Annotated in this window: 17 protein-coding genes; 6 read left to right on the forward strand and 11 right to left on the reverse strand. The window is 75.5% G+C overall.

Features of this window, described 5'->3' with window-relative positions; translation table 11 throughout:
- The 3 genes from AB5970_RS16550 to AB5970_RS16560 all read left to right on the forward strand — a co-directional run.
- Window positions 1-355, forward strand: a 355-nt coding sequence (locus AB5970_RS16550) for an ROK family protein (protein WP_370505050.1), incomplete at its 5' end; no start/stop codon positions are given.
- A 16-nt stretch (window positions 356-371) separates the two neighbouring features.
- Window positions 372-1034 (forward strand): ThuA domain-containing protein, encoded by a 663-nt coding sequence (locus tag AB5970_RS16555; RefSeq protein ID WP_370505051.1) that lies wholly within the window; start codon window positions 372-374, stop codon window positions 1032-1034.
- 9 nt (window positions 1035-1043) lie between these two features.
- A complete protein-coding gene (locus AB5970_RS16560; protein ID WP_370505052.1) occupies window positions 1044-1478 on the forward strand; it encodes a hypothetical protein in 435 nt (144 codons plus the stop codon).
- Here AB5970_RS16560 and AB5970_RS16565 read toward each other — a convergent pair.
- Window positions 1475-2773: a GNAT family N-acetyltransferase gene (locus AB5970_RS16565; protein ID WP_370505053.1), complete on the reverse strand. Its 1299-nt coding sequence runs from the start codon at window positions 2771-2773 to the stop codon at window positions 1475-1477. The two genes, AB5970_RS16560 and AB5970_RS16565, sit on opposite strands and share 4 nt — an antisense overlap.
- Window positions 2770-4929, reverse strand: coding sequence for an NAD-dependent DNA ligase LigA (gene ligA / locus AB5970_RS16570; protein WP_370505054.1), 2160 nt, complete (start codon window positions 4927-4929; stop codon window positions 2770-2772). The genes AB5970_RS16565 and ligA overlap by 4 nt, the downstream gene beginning before the upstream one ends.
- Window positions 4930-4993: 64 nt before the next feature.
- On the opposite strand from ligA, the gene AB5970_RS16575 reads away from it, so the two are divergent.
- Window positions 4994-5731: a VIT1/CCC1 transporter family protein gene (locus AB5970_RS16575; RefSeq protein ID WP_370505055.1), complete on the forward strand. Its 738-nt coding sequence runs from the start codon at window positions 4994-4996 to the stop codon at window positions 5729-5731.
- Here AB5970_RS16575 and AB5970_RS16580 read toward each other — a convergent pair.
- From AB5970_RS16580 to AB5970_RS16595, 4 genes are read right to left on the reverse strand one after another with little or no spacing between them, the layout of a single operon-like run.
- A complete protein-coding gene (locus AB5970_RS16580; protein ID WP_370505056.1) occupies window positions 5728-6111 on the reverse strand; it encodes a hypothetical protein in 384 nt (127 codons plus the stop codon). The genes AB5970_RS16575 and AB5970_RS16580 overlap by 4 nt on opposite strands.
- Window positions 6112-6113: 2 nt before the next feature.
- Window positions 6114-7145, reverse strand: a complete 1032-nt coding sequence (locus AB5970_RS16585) for a hypothetical protein (protein ID WP_370505057.1) — start codon at window positions 7143-7145, stop codon at window positions 6114-6116.
- Window positions 7142-8242 (reverse strand): tRNA 2-thiouridine(34) synthase MnmA, encoded by a 1101-nt coding sequence (gene mnmA, locus AB5970_RS16590; protein ID WP_370505058.1) that lies wholly within the window; start codon window positions 8240-8242, stop codon window positions 7142-7144. The genes AB5970_RS16585 and mnmA overlap by 4 nt, the downstream gene beginning before the upstream one ends.
- Window positions 8242-9432 (reverse strand): cysteine desulfurase family protein, encoded by a 1191-nt coding sequence (locus tag AB5970_RS16595; RefSeq protein ID WP_370505059.1) that lies wholly within the window; start codon window positions 9430-9432, stop codon window positions 8242-8244. Before AB5970_RS16595 ends, mnmA begins: the two co-directional genes overlap by 1 nt.
- Before the next feature lie 86 nt (window positions 9433-9518).
- Here AB5970_RS16595 and AB5970_RS16600 point away from each other — a divergent pair, with 86 nt between their 5' ends.
- Window positions 9519-10520 (forward strand): phosphotransferase family protein, encoded by a 1002-nt coding sequence (locus AB5970_RS16600; RefSeq protein WP_370505060.1) that lies wholly within the window; start codon window positions 9519-9521, stop codon window positions 10518-10520.
- Window positions 10521-10523: 3 nt separating this feature from the next.
- Here the strand turns inward: AB5970_RS16600 and AB5970_RS16605 are convergent, their stop codons facing one another.
- The 5 genes from AB5970_RS16605 to AB5970_RS16625 all read right to left on the reverse strand — a co-directional run bounded on the left by AB5970_RS16605 (window position 10524) and on the right by AB5970_RS16625 (window position 15901).
- Entirely contained in the window at window positions 10524-10907 is a 384-nt protein-coding gene (locus AB5970_RS16605; protein ID WP_370505061.1) for a PLD nuclease N-terminal domain-containing protein, read from the reverse strand.
- 125 nt (window positions 10908-11032) lie between these two features.
- Window positions 11033-12514, reverse strand: coding sequence for a PQQ-binding-like beta-propeller repeat protein (locus tag AB5970_RS16610; protein WP_370505062.1), 1482 nt, complete (start codon window positions 12512-12514; stop codon window positions 11033-11035).
- Between the two features lie 64 nt (window positions 12515-12578).
- A complete protein-coding gene (locus tag AB5970_RS16615) occupies window positions 12579-14057 on the reverse strand; it encodes a PQQ-binding-like beta-propeller repeat protein (protein WP_370505063.1) in 1479 nt (492 codons plus the stop codon).
- Window positions 14058-14105: 48 nt separating this feature from the next.
- A complete protein-coding gene (locus AB5970_RS16620) occupies window positions 14106-15086 on the reverse strand; it encodes an electron transfer flavoprotein subunit alpha/FixB family protein (protein WP_370505064.1) in 981 nt (326 codons plus the stop codon).
- Window positions 15087-15112: 26 nt separating this feature from the next.
- A complete protein-coding gene (locus AB5970_RS16625) occupies window positions 15113-15901 on the reverse strand; it encodes an electron transfer flavoprotein subunit beta/FixA family protein (protein ID WP_370505065.1) in 789 nt (262 codons plus the stop codon).
- A gap of 96 nt (window positions 15902-15997) precedes the next feature.
- Here AB5970_RS16625 and glgX point away from each other — a divergent pair, with 96 nt between their 5' ends.
- Window positions 15998-18199, forward strand: a complete 2202-nt coding sequence (glgX, locus tag AB5970_RS16630; RefSeq protein ID WP_370505066.1) for a glycogen debranching protein GlgX — start codon at window positions 15998-16000, stop codon at window positions 18197-18199.
- Window positions 18200-18207 lie beyond the last annotated feature (8 nt).

An 18207-nucleotide genomic window follows, 5' to 3' on the forward strand; every position in this document is an offset into this window, starting at 1 on the left:
CCGGGCCCCCAACGCCACGACCAGCGCCGACGTCGTGGCCCTGGTCCGCGCGGGCGACCTCGACGCCAGCCGCGAGGTGCGCGAGGCCGGCCGGCACATCGGGGAGGTGCTCGCCGCGTGCGTGAGCATGCTCAACCCGTCGGTCATCGTCATCGGCGGGGTCGTGGCCGAGGCCGGCGAGCACCTGCTCGCGGGCATCCGCGAGGTGGTCTACCGCCGCTCCCTGCCGCTGGCCACGCAGCACCTGCGCATCGTGACGTCCCGCACCAAGGGCCGCGCCGGGGTGCTCGGCGCCTCGGCGATGGCGTCGGAGCACGTGCTGTCCGCCGCCGCCATCGACGCCCTCATCGCCTGACCCTCCGGAGGATCGCGTGACCCAGCAACGCCGAGCGCTCGTCGTCCGGGGCGGGTGGGACGGCCACGCCCCCGAGGAGGCGGCCGACCTCTTCGTGCCGTTCCTGCGCGAGCACGACTTCGACGTGGTGGTCGAGGGCTCCCTCGAGGCCTACGCCGACCCCGATCTCATGGCCTCGACCGACCTCGTGGTGCAGTGCTGGACCATGGGCGACATCCTCGCCGACGAGCTGCGCGGCCTGCGGACCGCCGTCGCCGCCGGCACCGGGTTCGCCGGCTGGCACGGCGGGATCATCGACTCGTTCCGGATGGCCACCGACTACCTGCAGCTGGTCGGCGCGCAGTTCACGGCGCACCCCGGCGGCCCCCTTGTCGAGCACACGATCAACATCACCGGCCACCACCCGATCGTCGAGGGCGTGCGCGACTTCACGCTGCGCTCCGAGCAGTACTGGCTGCTGACCGACCCCCTCAACGACGTCCTGGCGACCACCACCATCACCCCCGGCCCGGACGACCCCTGGCACGCGCCCGTCACGTCGCCGGCCGTCTGGACCCGCCGCTGGGGTGCCGGCCGCGTGTTCGTCTGCGCGCCCGGGCACCTGCTGGCCGACCTCGAGGTGCCCGCCGTGCGCACCATCATCGAGCGCGGCCTGCTCTGGGCCAGCCGGGTGCCCTAGGTTCGGGCCATGACGCCCGAGCCGGACGCGCGGGACCGCGCGGTGCACGACACGCTCGTCGCGGCGCTGCGGCCGTTCGGGCAGGTCGCGGAGGTCCGGCTCGAGTGGTCCGAGCCGGCGAGGACCTGGTTCACCGTCGTGACGCCGCACGCGGCCGGGGCGGCACCGTTGACCGTCGGTGTCGAGGACGACGACCTGCTGCTCGTCACCGTCGGCTCCACCACGGGCGAGATCGCCGGGCCCACCGACCGCCTGGAGTGGCTCACCCCGCTGGCGGCCGCCGTCTTCGCGGGACGGTCGCGGGAGGCCGGCCGGTCCGGGCAGCACGCGCGCATCGAGCACGAGGACGGGAGCCGCGAGACGATCAGCCGCGGTCCGGGCTGGCCGGGCATGTGGCTCGCCGCGACCCGGCACGCACCGTACGGCCCGCGCGCGACCGACTAGCGGCGCAGCTCCCGGTACACGTACCGCTCCGCGGGCTGGAACCCGAGCCCCGTGTAGAGCGTCGCGGCGGCCGTGTTCTGCGCCTCGACCTGCAGGAACGCCCGCTCGGCGCCGCGCTGCTCGGCCTCGTCGAGCGCGCGGAGCGTGAGCGCCCGGCCCAGGCCGCGGCGTCGCGCCGAGGGGTGGACGACGAGGCAGGACAACGCGACCCAGTCCTCCGCGAAGGCCGCGCGGATCACGCCGACCGGGCCCGTGGCGTCGGTGGCGGTGAGGTAGATCGCGGGCGCGCCGCTGAGCACGGTGCGCGCGAGCCGCAGGCTCGCACCGTCGTCCTCGTGCGCTGTCCCGCCGGTGCGCAGCCGGGCCTTGGAGCTCGACCACGCGGCGAGCCAGGAGTCGTCCGGCCGGTCCGCCACCGACACCCGCACGGGGGCGTGCGGCGCGCGCCCGGGCTCCGCGGGAGGGTCGTCCAGCTCCCGCACGAGCACGTCCGTGCGGGCCACGGCCTCGTACCCGCGGGCGTCGAGCAGGGCGTCCAGGCCGGGCGCCGCGGCGCGGCAGACCCGGACGATCGACGGCTGCCCGGCCTCCGCGTAGAGGGCCTCGACGCGGTCGAGGGCGGCCGCCGGGTCGGTCGGGGCGCCGAGCGGCAGCACGCTGTTGGCCCGTCGCGTGAGCCCGCCCGAGAGCCCCACGCGCCAGCCGTCCACGTCGACCACGCGCGCGGGCGGCCACGTCGCCGACTCCACCAGCGCGCCCGGCGCATCGGGCGGCGTCCACGTGTGCACGCGCAGGTGCACCTCGACGTGCCCCCAGTCCCGCTCCGGCACCGCGACGAAGCCCAGCCGCTTGTACAGCCGCTGCGCGGCCTGCATCGAGTCGAGCGTCGAGAGCACCACGCGCCGCGCGCCGCCGGCCACCGCCTCGCGCAGCGCCGCGGACACCAGGAGCTCGGCGATCCCCCGGCGCCGGGCCTCCGGCGCCACCGCGAGCATCCGGATCTCGAGCTCGCCCGGCTCCGCGATCTCCGCGTACGAGGTGCCGTAGGGCGCCAGGGTCACCGTGCCGACCACGACGAGGTCGTCGGACTCGGCGTCCCCGCCGTCGCCCTCGCCCGGGGGCAGCAGCGCGACCAGCAGCGTCGCCTCACGAGCCCGCCGCTCGGCGTCGCGCAGCTCCTGCGTGTACGACTCGGTCGCGTCGACCAGCCGGTCCGCCAGGTACGCCTCGGCGGTCAGCGCACCGGCGTCGGCCACCTGACCGCCGCGCGCGACCCGGACGACCGGCGTCGTCACGCCTCCTCCACGCCTGCCGGGCCGTCGGCGAGCAGCCGCTCGAACCCCGCCTCGTCCAGGATCCGCAGCCCCAGCTCGCGCGCCCTGGTCTCCTTGGAGCCCGCGTTCTCGCCCACCACGACGTAGTCGGTCTTCTTGGAGACGCTGCCCGCCGACTTGCCGCCGCGCGCCAGGATCGCCTCCTTGGCGCCGTCGCGGCTGAAGCGCTCGAGCCCGCCGGTGACCACGACCGTCAGCCCCTCGAGGGTGCGCGGCGCGGACTCGTCGCGCTCCTCCTGCATCCGCACGCCGGCCGCGGCCCACTTGTCGACGATCGCGGCGTGCCACTTGTCGTCCTCGCCCGGCTGCTCGAACCAGGCCACCACGGCGGCCGCGATCGTCGGGCCGACCCCCTCGGCCGCGGCGATCTCCTCCTCCGTGGCCGTGGCGATCGCCGGGATCGAGGCGAAGTGCTGCGCCAGCGCCCGCGCCGCAGTCGGCCCGACGTGCCGGATCGACAGCGCGACGATCACCCGCCACAGCGCTGCCTGCTTGGCCTTCTCGAGGTTGCCCAGCAGCGCCGTGCCGGTGGCGTTGAGGTCGCCGGCCTCCCGCACGACCCCACCCACCTTCGAGCTGGTCGAGAGCGTGAACAGCGGCACCTTGCGCAGCGCGTCGGCGTCGAGCGCGAACAGGTCGCCCTCGTCCGTGACCACGCCCGCGGTCAGCAGCGCGCTGGCGGCCTCCCAGCCGAGGGCCTCGATGTCGAACGCCCCGCGGGAGGCCACGTGGAACAGCCGCTCGCGCAGCTGCGACGGGCACGACCGCTGGTTGGGGCAGCGGATGTCGACGTCGCCCTCCTTGGCCGGCGCCAGCGGGGTGCCGCACGACGGGCACTCGGTCGGCATGACGAACGCGCGCTCGGTGCCGTCGCGCAGGTCGACCACCGGCCCGACGATCTCCGGGATCACGTCGCCGGCCTTGCGCAGCACCACGGTGTCCCCGATGAGCACGCCCTTGCGCGCCACCTCGCTCGCGTTGTGCAGCGTCGCCATCTCGACCGTGGACCCGGACACGAACACCGGCTCCATCACCCCGTACGGCGTCACGCGACCGGTCCGGCCGACGTTCACGCGGATGTCGAGGAGCTTGGTGTTCACCTCCTCGGGCGGGTACTTGTACGCGATCGCCCACCGCGGCGCGCGGCTGGTGGACCCGAGGCGGCGCTGCAGCGCGATCTCGTCGACCTTGATCACGATGCCGTCGATCTCGTGCTCGACGTCGTGCCGGTGCTCGCCGTAGTAGGCGATCATCTCCCGCACGCCGTCCAGCCCCTCGACGATGCGGGTGTGCCCGGAGACCGGGACGCCCCAATCCGCCAGCAGGTCGTACACCTGCGACTGCCGCTCGATCCCGGTGCCGCGGCCGGCACCCCAGACCAGGGCCCCGATGCCGTGCGCGTACATCCGCAGGTCGCGCGAGGCCGTCACCCGCGGGTCCTTCTGCCGCAGCGATCCCGCGGCCGCGTTGCGCGGGTTGGCGAACGGGCTCTTGCCGGCCTCCACCTGCGACGCGTTGAGCTCGGTGAACGCGGCGACCGGCAGGAACACCTCGCCGCGGATCTCGATCCGCTCAGGGTGCGTCGCCGGGTCCCCGCCCAGCACGTCGGGGATGGTCGAGATCGTGCGCACGTTGAGCGTGACGTCCTCGCCCGTGCGCCCGTCGCCGCGCGTGGCGGCCCGGACCAGGCGGCCCTTCTCGTACAGCAGCGCGATGGCCAGCCCGTCGATCTTCAGCTCGCACAGGTAGTGCAGGGCGGCGTCCGACTCCAGGTCCCGGTGAAGGCGGCCGGCCCAGGTCGCGATGTCCTCGTCGGAGAACGCGTTGTCCAGCGACAGCATCCGCTCGACGTGCTGCACCGAGGCGAACTCCGTGGAGAACGTGCCGCCCACGCGCTGCGTCGGCGAGTCGGGCGTCCGCAGGCCGGGGTGCTCGTCCTCGAGGGCCTGCAGCTCGCGCATCCGCTCGTCGTACTGCTTGTCCGACGACACCGGCGCGTCGCGGATGTAGTACGCGAACTGGTCGGCCTCGATGAGGCCGGCCAGCTCGGCCCAGCGGTGGCGGGCGTCGGCGGGGATCTCACGCGTGGCGGCGGGGTCGTCGATCTCGTTGCTCACGGCCCCATCATGTCGCGCCGCACCCACACGACGCGCACCTCCCGGCGGTCCTACGATCCGAGTCGTGGACACCCCGTCCGCCCTCACCCCGGCCGGGCTCGACGACGACCCGGAACGCGGTCGCGCCCGGCGCGAACGGCTGGCCCACGCCAACGACGGCCTGATCGCCGCGGCCGGCGTCGTCGAGGGCGTCGCCGGGGCCGGGGCTCCCCCCGACGTCGTGCTCGTGGCGGGGCTCGCCGCGCTTCTCGTCGGTGTCGTCGCGGTCGCGGGCGTGCGGTTCATGGAGGCCTCGGACGAGAACGCGGCGCAGGACGCCCTGGTCGAGGCGGAGGCGCTCCGGATCGCCCAGGACCCGGACGCCGAACGTGCCGAGCTCGCGATGCTCTACGAGCAGAAGGGGCTGTCGCCCTCGACGGCCCGCACCGTCGCCGAGGAGCTGAGCGCGCGCGACGCGCTCGCCGCGCAGCTGGATGCCGAGTACGGCCTCGGTCGCCGGTCCACCGAGGCTCCCTGGCGTGCTGCGGCCTCGGCGGGCGGCGCCTTCGTGGTCGGCGGCGTCGTGCCGATCCTGGTCGCGGCCCTCGTCCCCCCGTCCGCCCGGATCGTCGGCACGTTCGTGGCGGTCGCGGTCGCCCTCGGGATCAGCGCCACGATCGCTGCCCGTTCCGAGCGGATGCCGGTGCGGCGCGCCGTGCTCCGGACGGTCGGGATCGGCGTCGGGACGATGGTCGTCACGCTCGCGCTCGGCAGCCTGCTCGACTTCAGCCAGGCCCACGTCGACCTGGAGCTCGACCTCTAGGCCTGTCCCTGCCGGCGCGACGCCCGCAGTCGCGGGGCGACCAGCAGCCCGACGCACACGAGCACCCCGCCGACCGCCAGCGTGGCCCCGGCGGCGAACAGCGCGGGCGACGCGGAGGCCACGACGACCTCCGTCGGCTGCCCGGCGACGTCCCACGTGCAGATCGCCTGCGGCGGGACCACCGTGTACCGCACCGACGCGTCGTCGGTCCCCGCGGCGTAGGCCTGGACGCACGGGTCGGGGTCGTCCTTCGAGGTGCTCAGCGTCGCGATGCCGATGCCGGAGTAGCAGATGACGAGCAGCACGAGCCCGACGATCGCCGCCCCCGACGCGACGAGCAGCGCCAGCGCGCGCCCCACCCCTGCGTTGCGTCCCGCCACGGTCAGTCCTCCGCCTTCTCGGCCACGATCCGGGCCGCCCGCACGAGTCCGGCGAGCACCGCGCGGGCGTCGTCCGGGCTGCCCTTGCCGGTGCTGTCCCCAGCGAGCAGGACGACGTCCCGCAGGCCGGCCATGCCGAGACCGACCGACCGCCACGGCCGTACGAGCGCGTCCGCCTGACCGGCGACGTCGGGCCCGGCGCACTGCGACGACGCCTGGGGCGGCAGCTCGGGCCAGAACGCGAGGCCGCCCTCGACCACCTCGGCGACCTTCTCCCAGCTGCGCTCGTCCAGCGCGTCCACGGCCAGGCCGAAGCCGTCGACCTTCGACGCGCGGATCGCTCCGAGAGAGGTCCACGCCGTCCCGCCGTGCACGACGACCCCCGCGCCCTCGATCGTCCGGATGCCCTCGGCCACCTCGGAGATGCGCTCGGCCGCCACCGGCCCGGGCACCGAGCGCAGCGCGGAGTACCCCGAGAACGAGGGCAGCACGCCGGCCATGACCTGCGCGAGCAGCGGCTCGTGCAGCAGCACGGTCGGCTGCGCGCCCGGCACGGCGCGGCGGATCGCGGCGAGGTGCTCGGCGATCCCCGCGGCCAGCGACGCGGCGAGCTCGCGGACGGCGCCGGCGTCAGAGACCACGCGGTCGCCGCGCGCGAGGTAGAGGGTCGCCGCCAGAGTGATCGGGCCGAGCACGGGCACCACGAGGCGGCCGGCGAACCCGTGCCCCGCGACCGCGAGCGCGTCGACGTCCTCGCGCACGTACGCCTGCGCCCTGGCGAGGTCGCGGCTCGGCCGGTCGGCCAGCTTCCAGCCGTGCGGACCCAGCTCGGTGGGCAGCTCGGCCAGGAGGGCCGCCGCGCGCCCGGCCCGGTCGCCCCAGGGGCCGCGCTCGGCCAGCAGCACCGTGAACGGCAGGCCGGCCACCTCCGACGGGGTGTCGACGAGGTCGCCGACGACCACGGTCTGCGCCTCGAGCACGTCGAGGCCCGGCCACGGACCGGTGCCCGTGACGGAGGGCCGTGCGCCGCTCACCCGGCGACGCCCGCGGGGGCCCGCCGGGCGGCGGTCACGGTCGCCTGACCCAGCACCCGGGTGCCCGCGTAGAGCACGGCCGACTGCCCGGGCGCGACGCCCCGCAGCGCGTCCTGCAGCAGGACCTCGACCCGCCCGTCGCGCACGGTCGCGCGCGCGGGCACGGCCGCCCCGTGCGCGCGCACCTGCAGGGCGCAGTCGAACGCCGCGTCGGTCACGCCGTCGAACCACACGGCCCGGTCGGCCTCGACGGTGGCGACCGCCAGGTCGTCGGCGGACCCCACGACGACCCGGTTGTTCACCGGCTCGACCGCGAGCACGTACCGCGGCTTCCCGTCCGCGGCCGGGCGACCGATCGACAGCCCGCGCCGCTGCCCCACGGTGAACGCGTACGCCCCGTCGTGCTGCCCGAGCACGGCGCCGGAGGCGTCGACGATCTCGCCCGGCTGCGACCCGAGCCGCGAGCGCAGGAAGCCTTGGGTGTCCCCGTCGGCGACGAAGCAGATATCGTACGAGTCCGGCTTCGCGGACACCGACAGCCCGCGGGCGGCCGCCTCGGCGCGGGTCTCCTCCTTCGAGGCGACGTCCCCCAGCGGGAACATCGAGCGCGCCAGGCGCTCCGGGCCCATCACCGCGAGCACGTAGGACTGGTCCTTGGCCAGGTCCCGGGCGCGGTGCAGCTCGCGGGTGCCGTCGCCGCGGGTCTCGATGCGCGCGTAGTGGCCCGTGCACACGGCGTCGAACCCGAGGGCGACGGCCTTGTCCAGCAGCGTGGCGAACTTGATGTGCTCGTTGCAGCGCACGCACGGGTTGGGGGTGCGCCCGGCCTCGTACTCCGCGACGAAGTCCGCGACGACCGTCTCCTCGAACCGCTCGGACAGGTCCCACACGTAGTACGGGATGCCCAGCACGTCCGCGGCCCGGCGGGCGTCGCCGGCGTCCTCGATCGAGCAGCAGCCGCGCGAGCCGGTGCGGAACTGGTCGCGCGTGCGGGACAGCGCCATGTGCACGCCGACGACGTCGTGCCCCGCGTCGACCGCGCGCGCGGCGGCGACCGCGGAGTCGACGCCGCCGGACAGGGCGGCCAGCACGCGCATCAGGACACCGACCCGACGGTCGCCAGGCCGGCCGCGCGGGCGCGGTCGACCACCCCCGGCAGCGCGGCGAGCAGCGCGGCGACGTCGTCGGCGGTCGAGGTGTGCCCGAGGCTGAACCGCAGCGCGCCGCGCGCGGCGAGCTCGTCGACACCCATGGCCAGCAGCACGTGGCTGGGCCGCGGGACGCCGGCCTGGCACGCCGAGCCGGTGGACGCCTCGATCCCTGCCGAGTCGAGCAGGTAGAGCAGCGAGTCGCCCTCGCACCCGGGGAACGTGAAGTGCGCGTTGGCCGGCAGCCGGCGCGACGTGTCCCGCGGGCCGCGCAGCACGGCGTCCGGCACGACGGCCTCGACGCCCGCGACCAGGGCGTCGCGGAGCGCTCCCACCCGGTCGGCGAACGCCTCCCGGCCGGCCACCGCGACGTCCACGGCGAGCCCGAACGACGCGAGCAGCGCGGCGTCGAGCGTGCCGGACCGCACACCGCGCTCCTGCCCGCCGCCGTGCAGCACGGGCGTGAGGTCGAGCCCGCGGCGGGCGAGCAGCGCGCCGGCGCCGCCCGGGCCGCCCACCTTGTGGCCGCTGACCGTCATCGCGTCGAGCCCGGACGCGCCGAAGTCCACGGGCACCTGGCCCACGGCCTGCACGGCGTCGGCGTGCACGGGCACCCCGAACCGGCGGCCCAGCGCGACCACCTCGTCCAGCGGCTGCAGCGACCCGACCTCGTTGTTGGCCCACATCACGGAGATCAGCGCGGCCTGCTCGCCGTTCCGCTCGAGCTCGTCGCGCAGCGCGTCGACCTCGAGCACGCCGTCGGCGTCGACCGGCAGCAGCACCAGCTCCGCGCCCGCGTGCTCGGCCATCCAGAACGCGGGGTCGAGCACCGCGTGGTGCTCGACGGCCGACACGAGCAGGCGCCGGCGGTCCGGGTGCTGGGTGCGGCGGGCCCAGAACAGGCCCTTCACGGCGAGGTTGTCCGCCTCGGTCCCCCCCGAGGTCCAGACGACCTCGCTCGGGCGGGCGCCCAGGGCGGCGGCGAGCCGCTCGCGGGACTCCTCCACCACCCGGCGCGCGGCGCGGCCCGACGCGTGCAGGGACGAGGGGTTGCCAGGGCGCGCGAGCTGCTCGGCGAGCACCCGCGCGGCCTCCGGGATCATGGGCGTGGTCGCCGCATGGTCGAGATACACGCTCATCGGCACCATCCTACGAACCGCGCGGCGCCGTCCCGACCCGACAGCCTGTGGGACACCCCTCCGACGCCCGCGCATCACCTGGCAGGATGTCCGGCGTGAGTGCCGACGACGTCATCGCCCTCCCGCTCGCCTTCAGCGGCCAGCGGCTGGACTGGCGCGACCTCCCCCGGCACGTGCGCACCCGGATCGCCGAGCTCGCGGGCGCCCAGGTCACCGCCGAGATCAGCGCCACCAGCGGGTTCAGCCCCGGGTTCGCGGCCGTCCTCGAGCTCGCCGACGGCCGCGGCGTCTTCGTCAAGGCCGTCTCCGCCGAGCAGAACCCGGTGTCGCCGCACCTCGCCCGCGCCGAGATCCGCGTCTCCCACGCCCTGCCGCCGCAGGTGCCCGCGCCGCGGCTGCTCTGGTCGTCCGACGACGACGAGTGGGTGATCCTGGGGTTCGAGGTGATCCACGGCCGCTCCCCCGAGCTGCCGTGGAAGCCGGAGGACCTGCGCGCCGTCGCCGACGCCCTGGGAGCGCTTGCGGACGCCGAGCCGCTGCCCGGCCACCAGCTGCCCCGCACCGACGACCAGCTGGTCGACGACTTCACCGGCTGGCGCAAGCTGCACGCGCTCGACCGCGAGTCCCAGCTCCGCTACGCCGACCGCGCGGGTGAGGCCGGCCAGTGCGCGCTGGACAACCTCGAGCAGCTGGTGCTGTGGGAGCAGGACGCGCTGCGGGTCTGCGCGGGCGACGCGCTCGTGCACGGCGACCTGCGGGCCGACAACATCCTCATCGACCCCGACCACCAGCACCGCGTGTGGATCATCGACTGGCCGCACGCGAGCGTCGGTGCGCCGTGGCTCGACCTCGCGTTCATGCTGCCCAGCGTCGCCCTGCAGGGCGGCGGGGACCCGGCGACGAACTTCCGCCAGCACGCGGTGTCCGACGGCGTGCCCGACGACGACCTGCGGGCGGGCCTGGCGGGGCTGTCGGGCTACTTCGCGTGGAGCTCGTTCCAGCCGGCGCCCCTCGGCATCCCGAACCTGCGCCGGTTCCAGGCCGCGCAGGGACTGGCCACCGTGCGCTGGCTGCGCGACCTGTCCTGAACGTCAGGACGCGGCGTCGTCGCCCTTGAGCTTCTGCTCCCGCTCGCGCAGCTGCGCCTCCCAGTCCTTGAGCATCTGCTCGTGGGTCTGGTCGGACCTGGTCATGCCGGCCAGGAACTCCGCGTCGTCGTCGGGGTTCGACCGCCGCGGCCGCTCGTACTCCGGGAAGCCCGCCGTCTGCGTCGACGGCCACGGCACGTTCCGCGCCGGCCGGTGCTCAGGGCGCCCGGCGACCAGCCACGCGATCCCGCCCACCAGCGGCAGGATGATGATGACGAAGACCCACGTGATCTTGGGCAGGTTGCGCGGCACGTCCGTCTGGATGCAGTCGATCAGGCAGTACACCAGCAGCCCGAGCTCGATCAGGAACGGCAGGTAGCGGATCACGGTCTCTCCTCGGGCGCCCCTCCCCGGCGCACGGACGGCCGGGACCGACGGGCACGCTAGCGAACCTGTGAGTCCGCTGTCCGGCGAACCGTTGCCCGACCGACCCGATCACCCGGACGGAGCACTCAGCCGAGCACGGCGCCGGTCGAGCCCAGGCCGACGAGCGTGCGCCCTCGGGTCCCGACGCCCGTCACTCCGGCCGGCAGGTCGACGCGCCACTCATCGGTGCCGTCGTCGAGCCGGTAGGCGACGAGGACGCCGACGCCGGGCCGGTCGTCCGGCGACGTGACGTCGCCCGGCCCCTCGGGTCGCTGCTGCGAGCTGAGCAGGTGCCGCCCGTCGGTGACCAGGCCGCCCATGGTCAGTCCCGGCGCGACGGGCGCCTGCCAGAGCTCCTCGCCCGTGCGCCCGTCGACCGCGATCACGCCGCCGCCGGTGCTCACGTAGACGCGCCCGTTCAGGATCACGGCGTCACCCCCGGCGCTCGCGTGGCGGATGCTCCACCGCACGTCGCCCGAGGACCGGTCGTACGCGCGGACGACCGAGTCCGCCATGAGGACCAGGTCCGGCACGCTGCCGTCGTCGACCGCGGCCCGGATCGGCCGGCCCACCAGCTCGAGGTCCGGGCCGCCGCCGACGATCGTCGTCCTCGGGCTGCCCTGCTCGTCGCCGGAGACGACGGCCGCGGTCGCGGAGCCGGGGTCGGCCGAGTAGCCCAGGCTTCCGTCCAGCTCGGACCGCACCACCCGGCCCCGCCCGTCCAGGAGCGTGACCCGGCGGCCCGGCGCCTCCACGCCGAGCCCGTCGGCGGTGGCGAACATCGACGTGGACCCGTCGGAGGAGCCGCCGTCGCCGGAGGAGCCCGGGACGGCCGTCCGCCACCTCTCCTGGCCGCCGAGCAGGTCGGTCGCAGTGACGACGACCGCGCCGCCCGCGCCCGGCTCCGCCGTCACGGCGAGGCCGGCGAGAACCGTGAGGGCGACCACCGAAGGGGCCGCCCGCTGGGCGACGACCGAGCCGTCGCCGGTGTCGACGACGACGAGCCGGCTGGTCGTCGAGGGGACGTAGACGACCGCGGTGTCCCGGTAGGCGAGGAACGCGTCGGTGACCAGGCACGCGACCCGCCCCGTGCCGCCGGGGTCGACGGCGCACCCGCCGACCGTGCTGTAGCCGCCGTCGGCGCCGTGGTCGACCTGGTGCGCGTCCGCGAGCGGCGTCGTCCACCGGCGCACCCCGGTGCGCTCGTCGACGGCCACGAGCGCCTTGGCGTTGTCGGGCGACTGCTCCAGGCCGATCATCGCCCCGTCGACGACGATCCCCGACTGGATCGCCGCCCAGGTGTCGGCCTGGGCACGCCAGAGCACCCGCAGGTCCGCATCGACGGGACGGACCACCCCGGGGATCTTCGCCACCTCCGCCAGCGCCGCGGCAGCCGCCCGGTCGCGCGCCGCGACGACGAGCTGCGTGCCGACGAGCGCGACCACGACGAGCACCGGGACCAGCGCCCAGCCGCGGGAGGTCCGGCGGCGCGCGGGGGGCTCGTCGGTCGGTCGATCGAGGTCGCGCTCGACCAGCTCGACCGCCTGCATCCCGTCCCGCCGACCCATCCCCGGATGCTAGACGCGGGAGGGCGATCCGCCGAAGGACGAGGACCTCGCCGAGCCGGCCCGCTCAGCCCAGGACCACGGCCGTCGAACCCCAGCCGAGCAGGGTGTGACCGACGGAGCCGATGCCGAGCAGCGTCCCGGGCAGGTCGACGCGCCACTGCTCGCCGCCGTCGCCGAACCGGTACGCGACGACCTCGCCGATCCCCGGCCAGTCGTTCAGCGCGGCCACGTCGCCCGGCTCGTCGGGCCGCATCTGGCCGCTCAGCAGGTGGCGGCCGTCGGTGACCAGGTCGCCCATGGTCCGGCCCGGGAGCACCGGTGCCCGCCAGAGCTCGTCGCCGGTGCGCCCGTCGACGGCGACGACCCCGTCCGGCGTGCTCAGGTACACCTTCCCGCGCGCCACGACCGCGGAGCCCAGCAGCCCGTGCCCGACGCTCCACCGCTCGCGTCCCGTGGCCCGGTCGTACGCCCGGACCCTCGAGTCCGCCGCGAGCACCAGGCCGGGCAGGCTGCCGTCGTCGGCCGAGACCCGCGCCAGCCCGCCGGCCAGCACGAGGTTCGCCCCGTCGCCCAGGATCGTCGTCGTCTGACGGCCCCGCTCGTCCTGCGAGAAGGCCGCCACGGTCCCCCGCTGCGGGTCGGCCTCGAACCCGGTGCTCGCGTCGACGCCCATGCCGGCCGGGCGGCCGTCACCGTCGAGGAGGGTGATCCGCCGGCCGGCCGTCACCACCGCGAGGCCGTCCGCCGTGCGGAAGATCGCCGTCGACCGGTCGACGAAGCCGCCCTCGTCGGGCTCGGCGGTGGACGGGACGGGCGTGCGCCACTGCTCGCGCCCCGTCCGGAGGTCGACGGCCGCCACGACGAGCGCACCGTCCGCGCCCGGCGTCCCGACGGCGACGGCACCGCCCGGGAGGGCCGCGAACGCCGTCGCCCCCGGCACCTGCAGGTCGTCGACGACCGAGCCGTCGGAGAGGTCCACGCCCACGAGCCGGCTCAGGTCCGACGGCACGAGCACGGTCTCCTCCTGCCGGTAGGCCATCACGGCGTCGGAGACCAGGCACACGGCCCGGTCCGCGTCCCCGGGGTCCCCGACGCACCCGCCGATCGGCGAGAACCCCTGGTCGGCGTCGCGGGCCACCTCGTGCGCCTCGGCGAGGGGCGTGCTCCAGACCTGCGCGCCCGTCCGCTCGTCGACGGCGACCAGCGCCTGCGACTCGTCGCTCCCGCGCTGCAGGCCCACCAGGGCACCGTCGTGGTCGATGCCGGACCAGAGCACCGACTCGGCGCCCGCCTCCGGCTGCCACCGGATCTCCAGGTGCTCGTCGACCGGGCGGACGACGCCGGGCACCCGGGCCAGCGCGGCGACGGAGGACCGTTCGCGGGCCGCCACGACGAGCTGGACGCCGACGAGCGCGACCGCGACGAGGGCCGGGACCAGCAGCCAGCGCCTCGACCGGCGCCGCGGAGCCGGCTCGTCCGGGCGGGCGGCGTCGTCGTCGTGCTCGACGAGCTCGACCGAGGCCATGCCCACGCGCCGGACCATCCCGCGATTATCCCCGCCCGCTCCCCGACCCGGGGGCGGTCGGCCGGATCACCCCTTGAGGCGGCGGATCTCCTCGACGGCCTGCGGGATCACCGTGAACAGGTCGCCGACCACGCCGAAGTCCGCGATCTCGAAGATGGGGGCGTCGGGGTCGGAGTTGACCGCGACGATCGTGCCGGAGGCCTGCATGCCGCCGCGGTGGTGCACCGCGCCCGAGACGCCGACGCCGACGTAGAGCCGCGGCGCGATGGTGACGCCGGTCTGGCCGATCTGCGCGTCGTGGCCGATCCAGCCCTCGTCCGTGGCCACGCGCGTCGCACCGACCGCGCCGCCCAGCACGTCGGCGAGCTGCTCGACCACCGAGAAGTCGCCCTCGGTGCCGCGGCCCCCGGCGACGACGACGCTGGCGCTGCCGAGGTCGGGGCGCCCGCTCGCGGGCCGCTCGGTGCGCTCGACCAGCGCGACGCGCCGCGCCTTGTCGCTCACCGTCACCACGTGCTCGCCCACCTGCGCGGTGCCGCCGTCCACCGTCGAGGGCTGGACCGAGTTGGGCTTGACCGTGACGATCGCCAGCGGGGCGGTGACGGCGCAGGACGTGGTCCAGGTGCCCGCGAACACGGTCTTGGCGGCGACGTACCGGCCGTCGACGCGGGCCAGGCCGTCGGCGTCCGTGACGACCCCCGCGCCGGTGCTCACCGCGAGGCGCGCGGCGGCCTCCTTGTTCTCGAACGACGAGACGGCGAGCAGCAGGTCCGCGCCGGTCGCGTCGAGCAGCGAGGCCAGCGCCTCCGCGAGCACGGCCGACAGGTGCAGGTCCGCGTCGGCGACGAGCCGGTGCACGTGCGTCGCGCCCAGCGCGGCGAGCTCCGCGACCACGTCGGCGGACGGCTCGACACCGTCGACGGCCCACGCGGCGTGCACGCCGGCCGGTCCGGCCAGCTCGCGGGCGAGCGTGAGCAGCTCGCGCACGGGCGCGCGGACGGCGCCGGCCTGGGTGTGGTCGACGAGCACGAGCACAGGAGCGGTCACAGCGGCGGTCCTTCGGTCGGGAGAGGTCAGACGAGTTGGTTGTCGATGAGGTACGCGGCGAGCCGGATGCCGGCGTCGCCCGTGTCCTGCACCAGCACGCGGTTGTCGCGCGGGGGCCGGGCGGCGGCCTCGAGCACCTCGGTGCGGGCACCCGCGGCGCCGACGCGCGCGGCGTCGACATCGAGCTCGGCCAGCGTCAGGGTGGTGATCGGCTTCTTGCGGGCCGCCATGATGCCCTTGAAGTTGGGGTAGCGCGGCTCGTTGGCCTGGTCCGTCACGGACACGAGCGCGGGCAGCGCAGACTCGAGCACCTCGGACGCGTGGTCGAGGTTCCGGCGGACCCGCACGGTCCCGCCCTCGACCGTGAGCTCGGCCGCGAGCGGCAGGGCGGGCAGGTCGAGCAGCTCCGCGAGCGCCGTCGGCAGCAGCGACGTCAGGCCGTCGAGGCCGGCCATGCCGGTGATCACCAGGTCGACGTGCTCCTGCGCGTCCAGGTACCGGACGGCGGCGGCGAGCACCCGCGCGGTGCCGACGACGTCGGAGCCGGCGACCGCGTCGTCGACCACGTGGACCGCCTCCTCGGCGCCCATCTGCAGGCCGCGCCGGACCGCGTCCGAAGCGTCGTCGGGACCCACGGTCAGGGCCACGACGGTCCCCTCGTGCGCCTCGACCAGCGCGAGCGCCGCTTCGAGCGCGTTCTCGTCCAGCTCGTTGAGCGTGCCGTCCCCGCCGTCGCGGACCACGCGACCGTCGGGGCCCAGGGCCCGCTCGGACTGGATGTCAGGGACATGCTTCACGCAGACGACGATCCTCACCCGCGGAACGTTACCGCCCGCCCCGGACCGCACGGACACCCGTCCACGGGCGGTCCCACCCAACACGTGTGGGCTTGTGTCCCGCACAATGTGCGGGTGACCCCGCCCTCCCCGCGCCGACGAGCGCCCCGTCTCGGTGTGCACGTCACCGACGAGGGCGTCGACGTCGCCGTCCTCGCCGCGCACGCCACGGGCGTCGACCTCTGCCTGTTCGAGGGGGACGGCCGCACGAGCGAGCGCCGGATCCCGCTGGGCGGCCCGGTGCACGGCGTGTTCAGCGCCTCGGTCCCCGGCGTGCGCGCGGGCCAGCGGTACGGGTTCCGCGTGCACGGCCCGTGGGAGCCCGCGGCCGGCCACCGCCACAACCCCGCCAAGCTGCTGGTCGACCCGTACGCCCGCGGGCTCGACGGCGAGGTCGCGCACACGCCGGAGACCTACGGCCACGTGGTCGGCGCCGACCTGGTCGGCGATCCCTACGGCCCGGCAGACCCGCGCGACTCCGCCGGTCACGTGCCGTACTCCGTCGTCGTCGACACCCGCGAGCTGCCCGGGCCCGACCCCACGACCAACCGCCCGTGGACCCCGTGGTCGCAGACCGTGGTCTACGAGGCGCACGTGCGCGGCCTGACGCTGCTGGCCGACAAGGTGCCCGAGGAGCTGCGCGGCACGTACGCAGGCCTGGCGCACCCCGCGGTGATCGACCACCTGCTCGGGCTCGGTGTCACGGCCGTGGAGCTGCTGCCGGTGCACGCGTTCGCCGACGAGCCGCACCTGGTGGCCAAGGGGCTCACCAACTACTGGGGCTACAGCACGCTCGGCTTCTTCGCCCCGCACGCGGCGTTCGCGACGGCCGCCGCCCGGGCCGCGGGTCCCGCGGCGGTGCTGGCCGAGCTGCGCGGCGCGGTGCACGCGCTGCACGAGGCCGGCCTCGAGGTGCTCCTCGACGTCGTCTACAACCACACGTGCGAGGGCGGCCTGCCGGGTCAGCACCTGTCGTGGCGCGGGCTCGACAGCGCGACGTACTACGCGCACGACGGCGGGGCGCCCGCCGCGCTCGCGGACGTGACGGGCACCGGCAACACGCTCGACTTCCGCCGCGCCGAGGTGGTGCGGATGACCCTGGACTCGCTGCGGTACTGGGCCGACGTCGTCGGCGTGGACGGGTTCCGGTTCGACCTGGCCGTGACGATCGGGCGCGACGCCGGTGGCTTCTCGCCGGACCACCCCGCGCTCGTCGCCATGGCCACCGAGCCGTCGCTGCACGGGCTCAAGCTGGTCGCCGAGCCGTGGGACGTGGGCCCCGGCGGCTGGCGCACGGGGCAGTTCCCGGTGCCGTTCGGCGAGTGGAACGACCGCTTCCGCAACGCCGCGCGGTCGTTCTGGCTGGCCGACCCGGGCCGCGCGGCGCACGGCCTGCCCGGCCACCGCGTCCGCGACCTCGCAACCCGCCTGGCCGGCTCCGTCGACCTGTTCGGGCACAGCGACCCGCCGCTGGTGCGGGGGCCGGTCACGTCCGTCAACTACATCACGGCGCACGACGGGTTCACGCTCGCGGACCTGGTGGCGTACGAGCACAAGCACAACGCGGCCAACGGCGAGCAGAACCGCGACGGCAGCGACGACAACCGGTCCTGGAACCACGGGGTGGAGGGGCCGGTCGAGCACGACTCCCCCGCCGTCGACATCGTGCCCCTGCGCCGGCGCTCGATCCGCAACATGTTCGCCACCCTGGTGCTCGCGGCCGGCACACCGATGATCACCGCGGGCGACGAGATGGGCCGGACCCAGGGCGGCAACAACAACGCCTACTGCCAGGACAACGAGATCTCCTGGGTGCGCTGGGACCTGCCGCCGTGGCGGCACGACCTGCTGGCCACCGCCCGCTGGCTGCTGCTGCTGCGCCGCGAGCACCCCGCCCTGCGCACCGAGCGGTTCTACTCGGGCCGGCCGTACGTCCCGGGCCGGCGCCCCGACCTCGCCTGGTTCGACGCGCTCGGCATGCCGTTCGACCACGACCGGTGGCACGACCCGTCCATCCGCACGCTGCAGATGGTGCGCACCGCGCCGCCGCCCGACCGGGACACCGTGCTGCTGGTGATCAACGGCTCGCTCGACGCGGTGCACCTGATCCTGGCCGACGACCACGGCGGCCGGTGGCGCCTGGCGTGGGACTCGGTCTGGGAGAGCCCCGCCGAGGAGCGCGCGGCCGCCATCGAGGGGAGCCTGCACGCGGAGCCGGGCGAGGCGACCGTGGTCGAGGCGCTGAGCATGCGGGTGTACGTCCTGGTCCAGGACTGACTCGTCAC

This window comes from Cellulomonas sp. ICMP 17802 (assembly GCF_041295535.1).
Classification (GTDB): Bacteria; Actinomycetota; Actinomycetes; order Actinomycetales; family Cellulomonadaceae; genus Cellulomonas.

Bases quoted from the DNA above. Each gene is read 5' to 3' on its own strand.
- AB5970_RS16560 (WP_370505052.1), top strand. From the start codon at position 1,044: ATGACGCCCGAGCCGGACGCGCGGGACCGCGCGGTGCACGACACGCTC.
- mnmA (WP_370505058.1), bottom strand. From the start codon at position 8,242: ATGCGCGTGCTGGCCGCCCTGTCCGGCGGCGTCGACTCCGCGGTCGCC.
- AB5970_RS16595 (WP_370505059.1), bottom strand. From the start codon at position 9,432: ATGAGCGTGTATCTCGACCATGCGGCGACCACGCCCATGATCCCGGAG.
- AB5970_RS16600 (WP_370505060.1), top strand. From the start codon at position 9,519: ATGTCCGGCGTGAGTGCCGACGACGTCATCGCCCTCCCGCTCGCCTTC.
- AB5970_RS16610 (WP_370505062.1), bottom strand. From the start codon at position 12,514: ATGGGTCGGCGGGACGGGATGCAGGCGGTCGAGCTGGTCGAGCGCGAC.
- AB5970_RS16615 (WP_370505063.1), bottom strand. From the start codon at position 14,057: ATGGTCCGGCGCGTGGGCATGGCCTCGGTCGAGCTCGTCGAGCACGAC.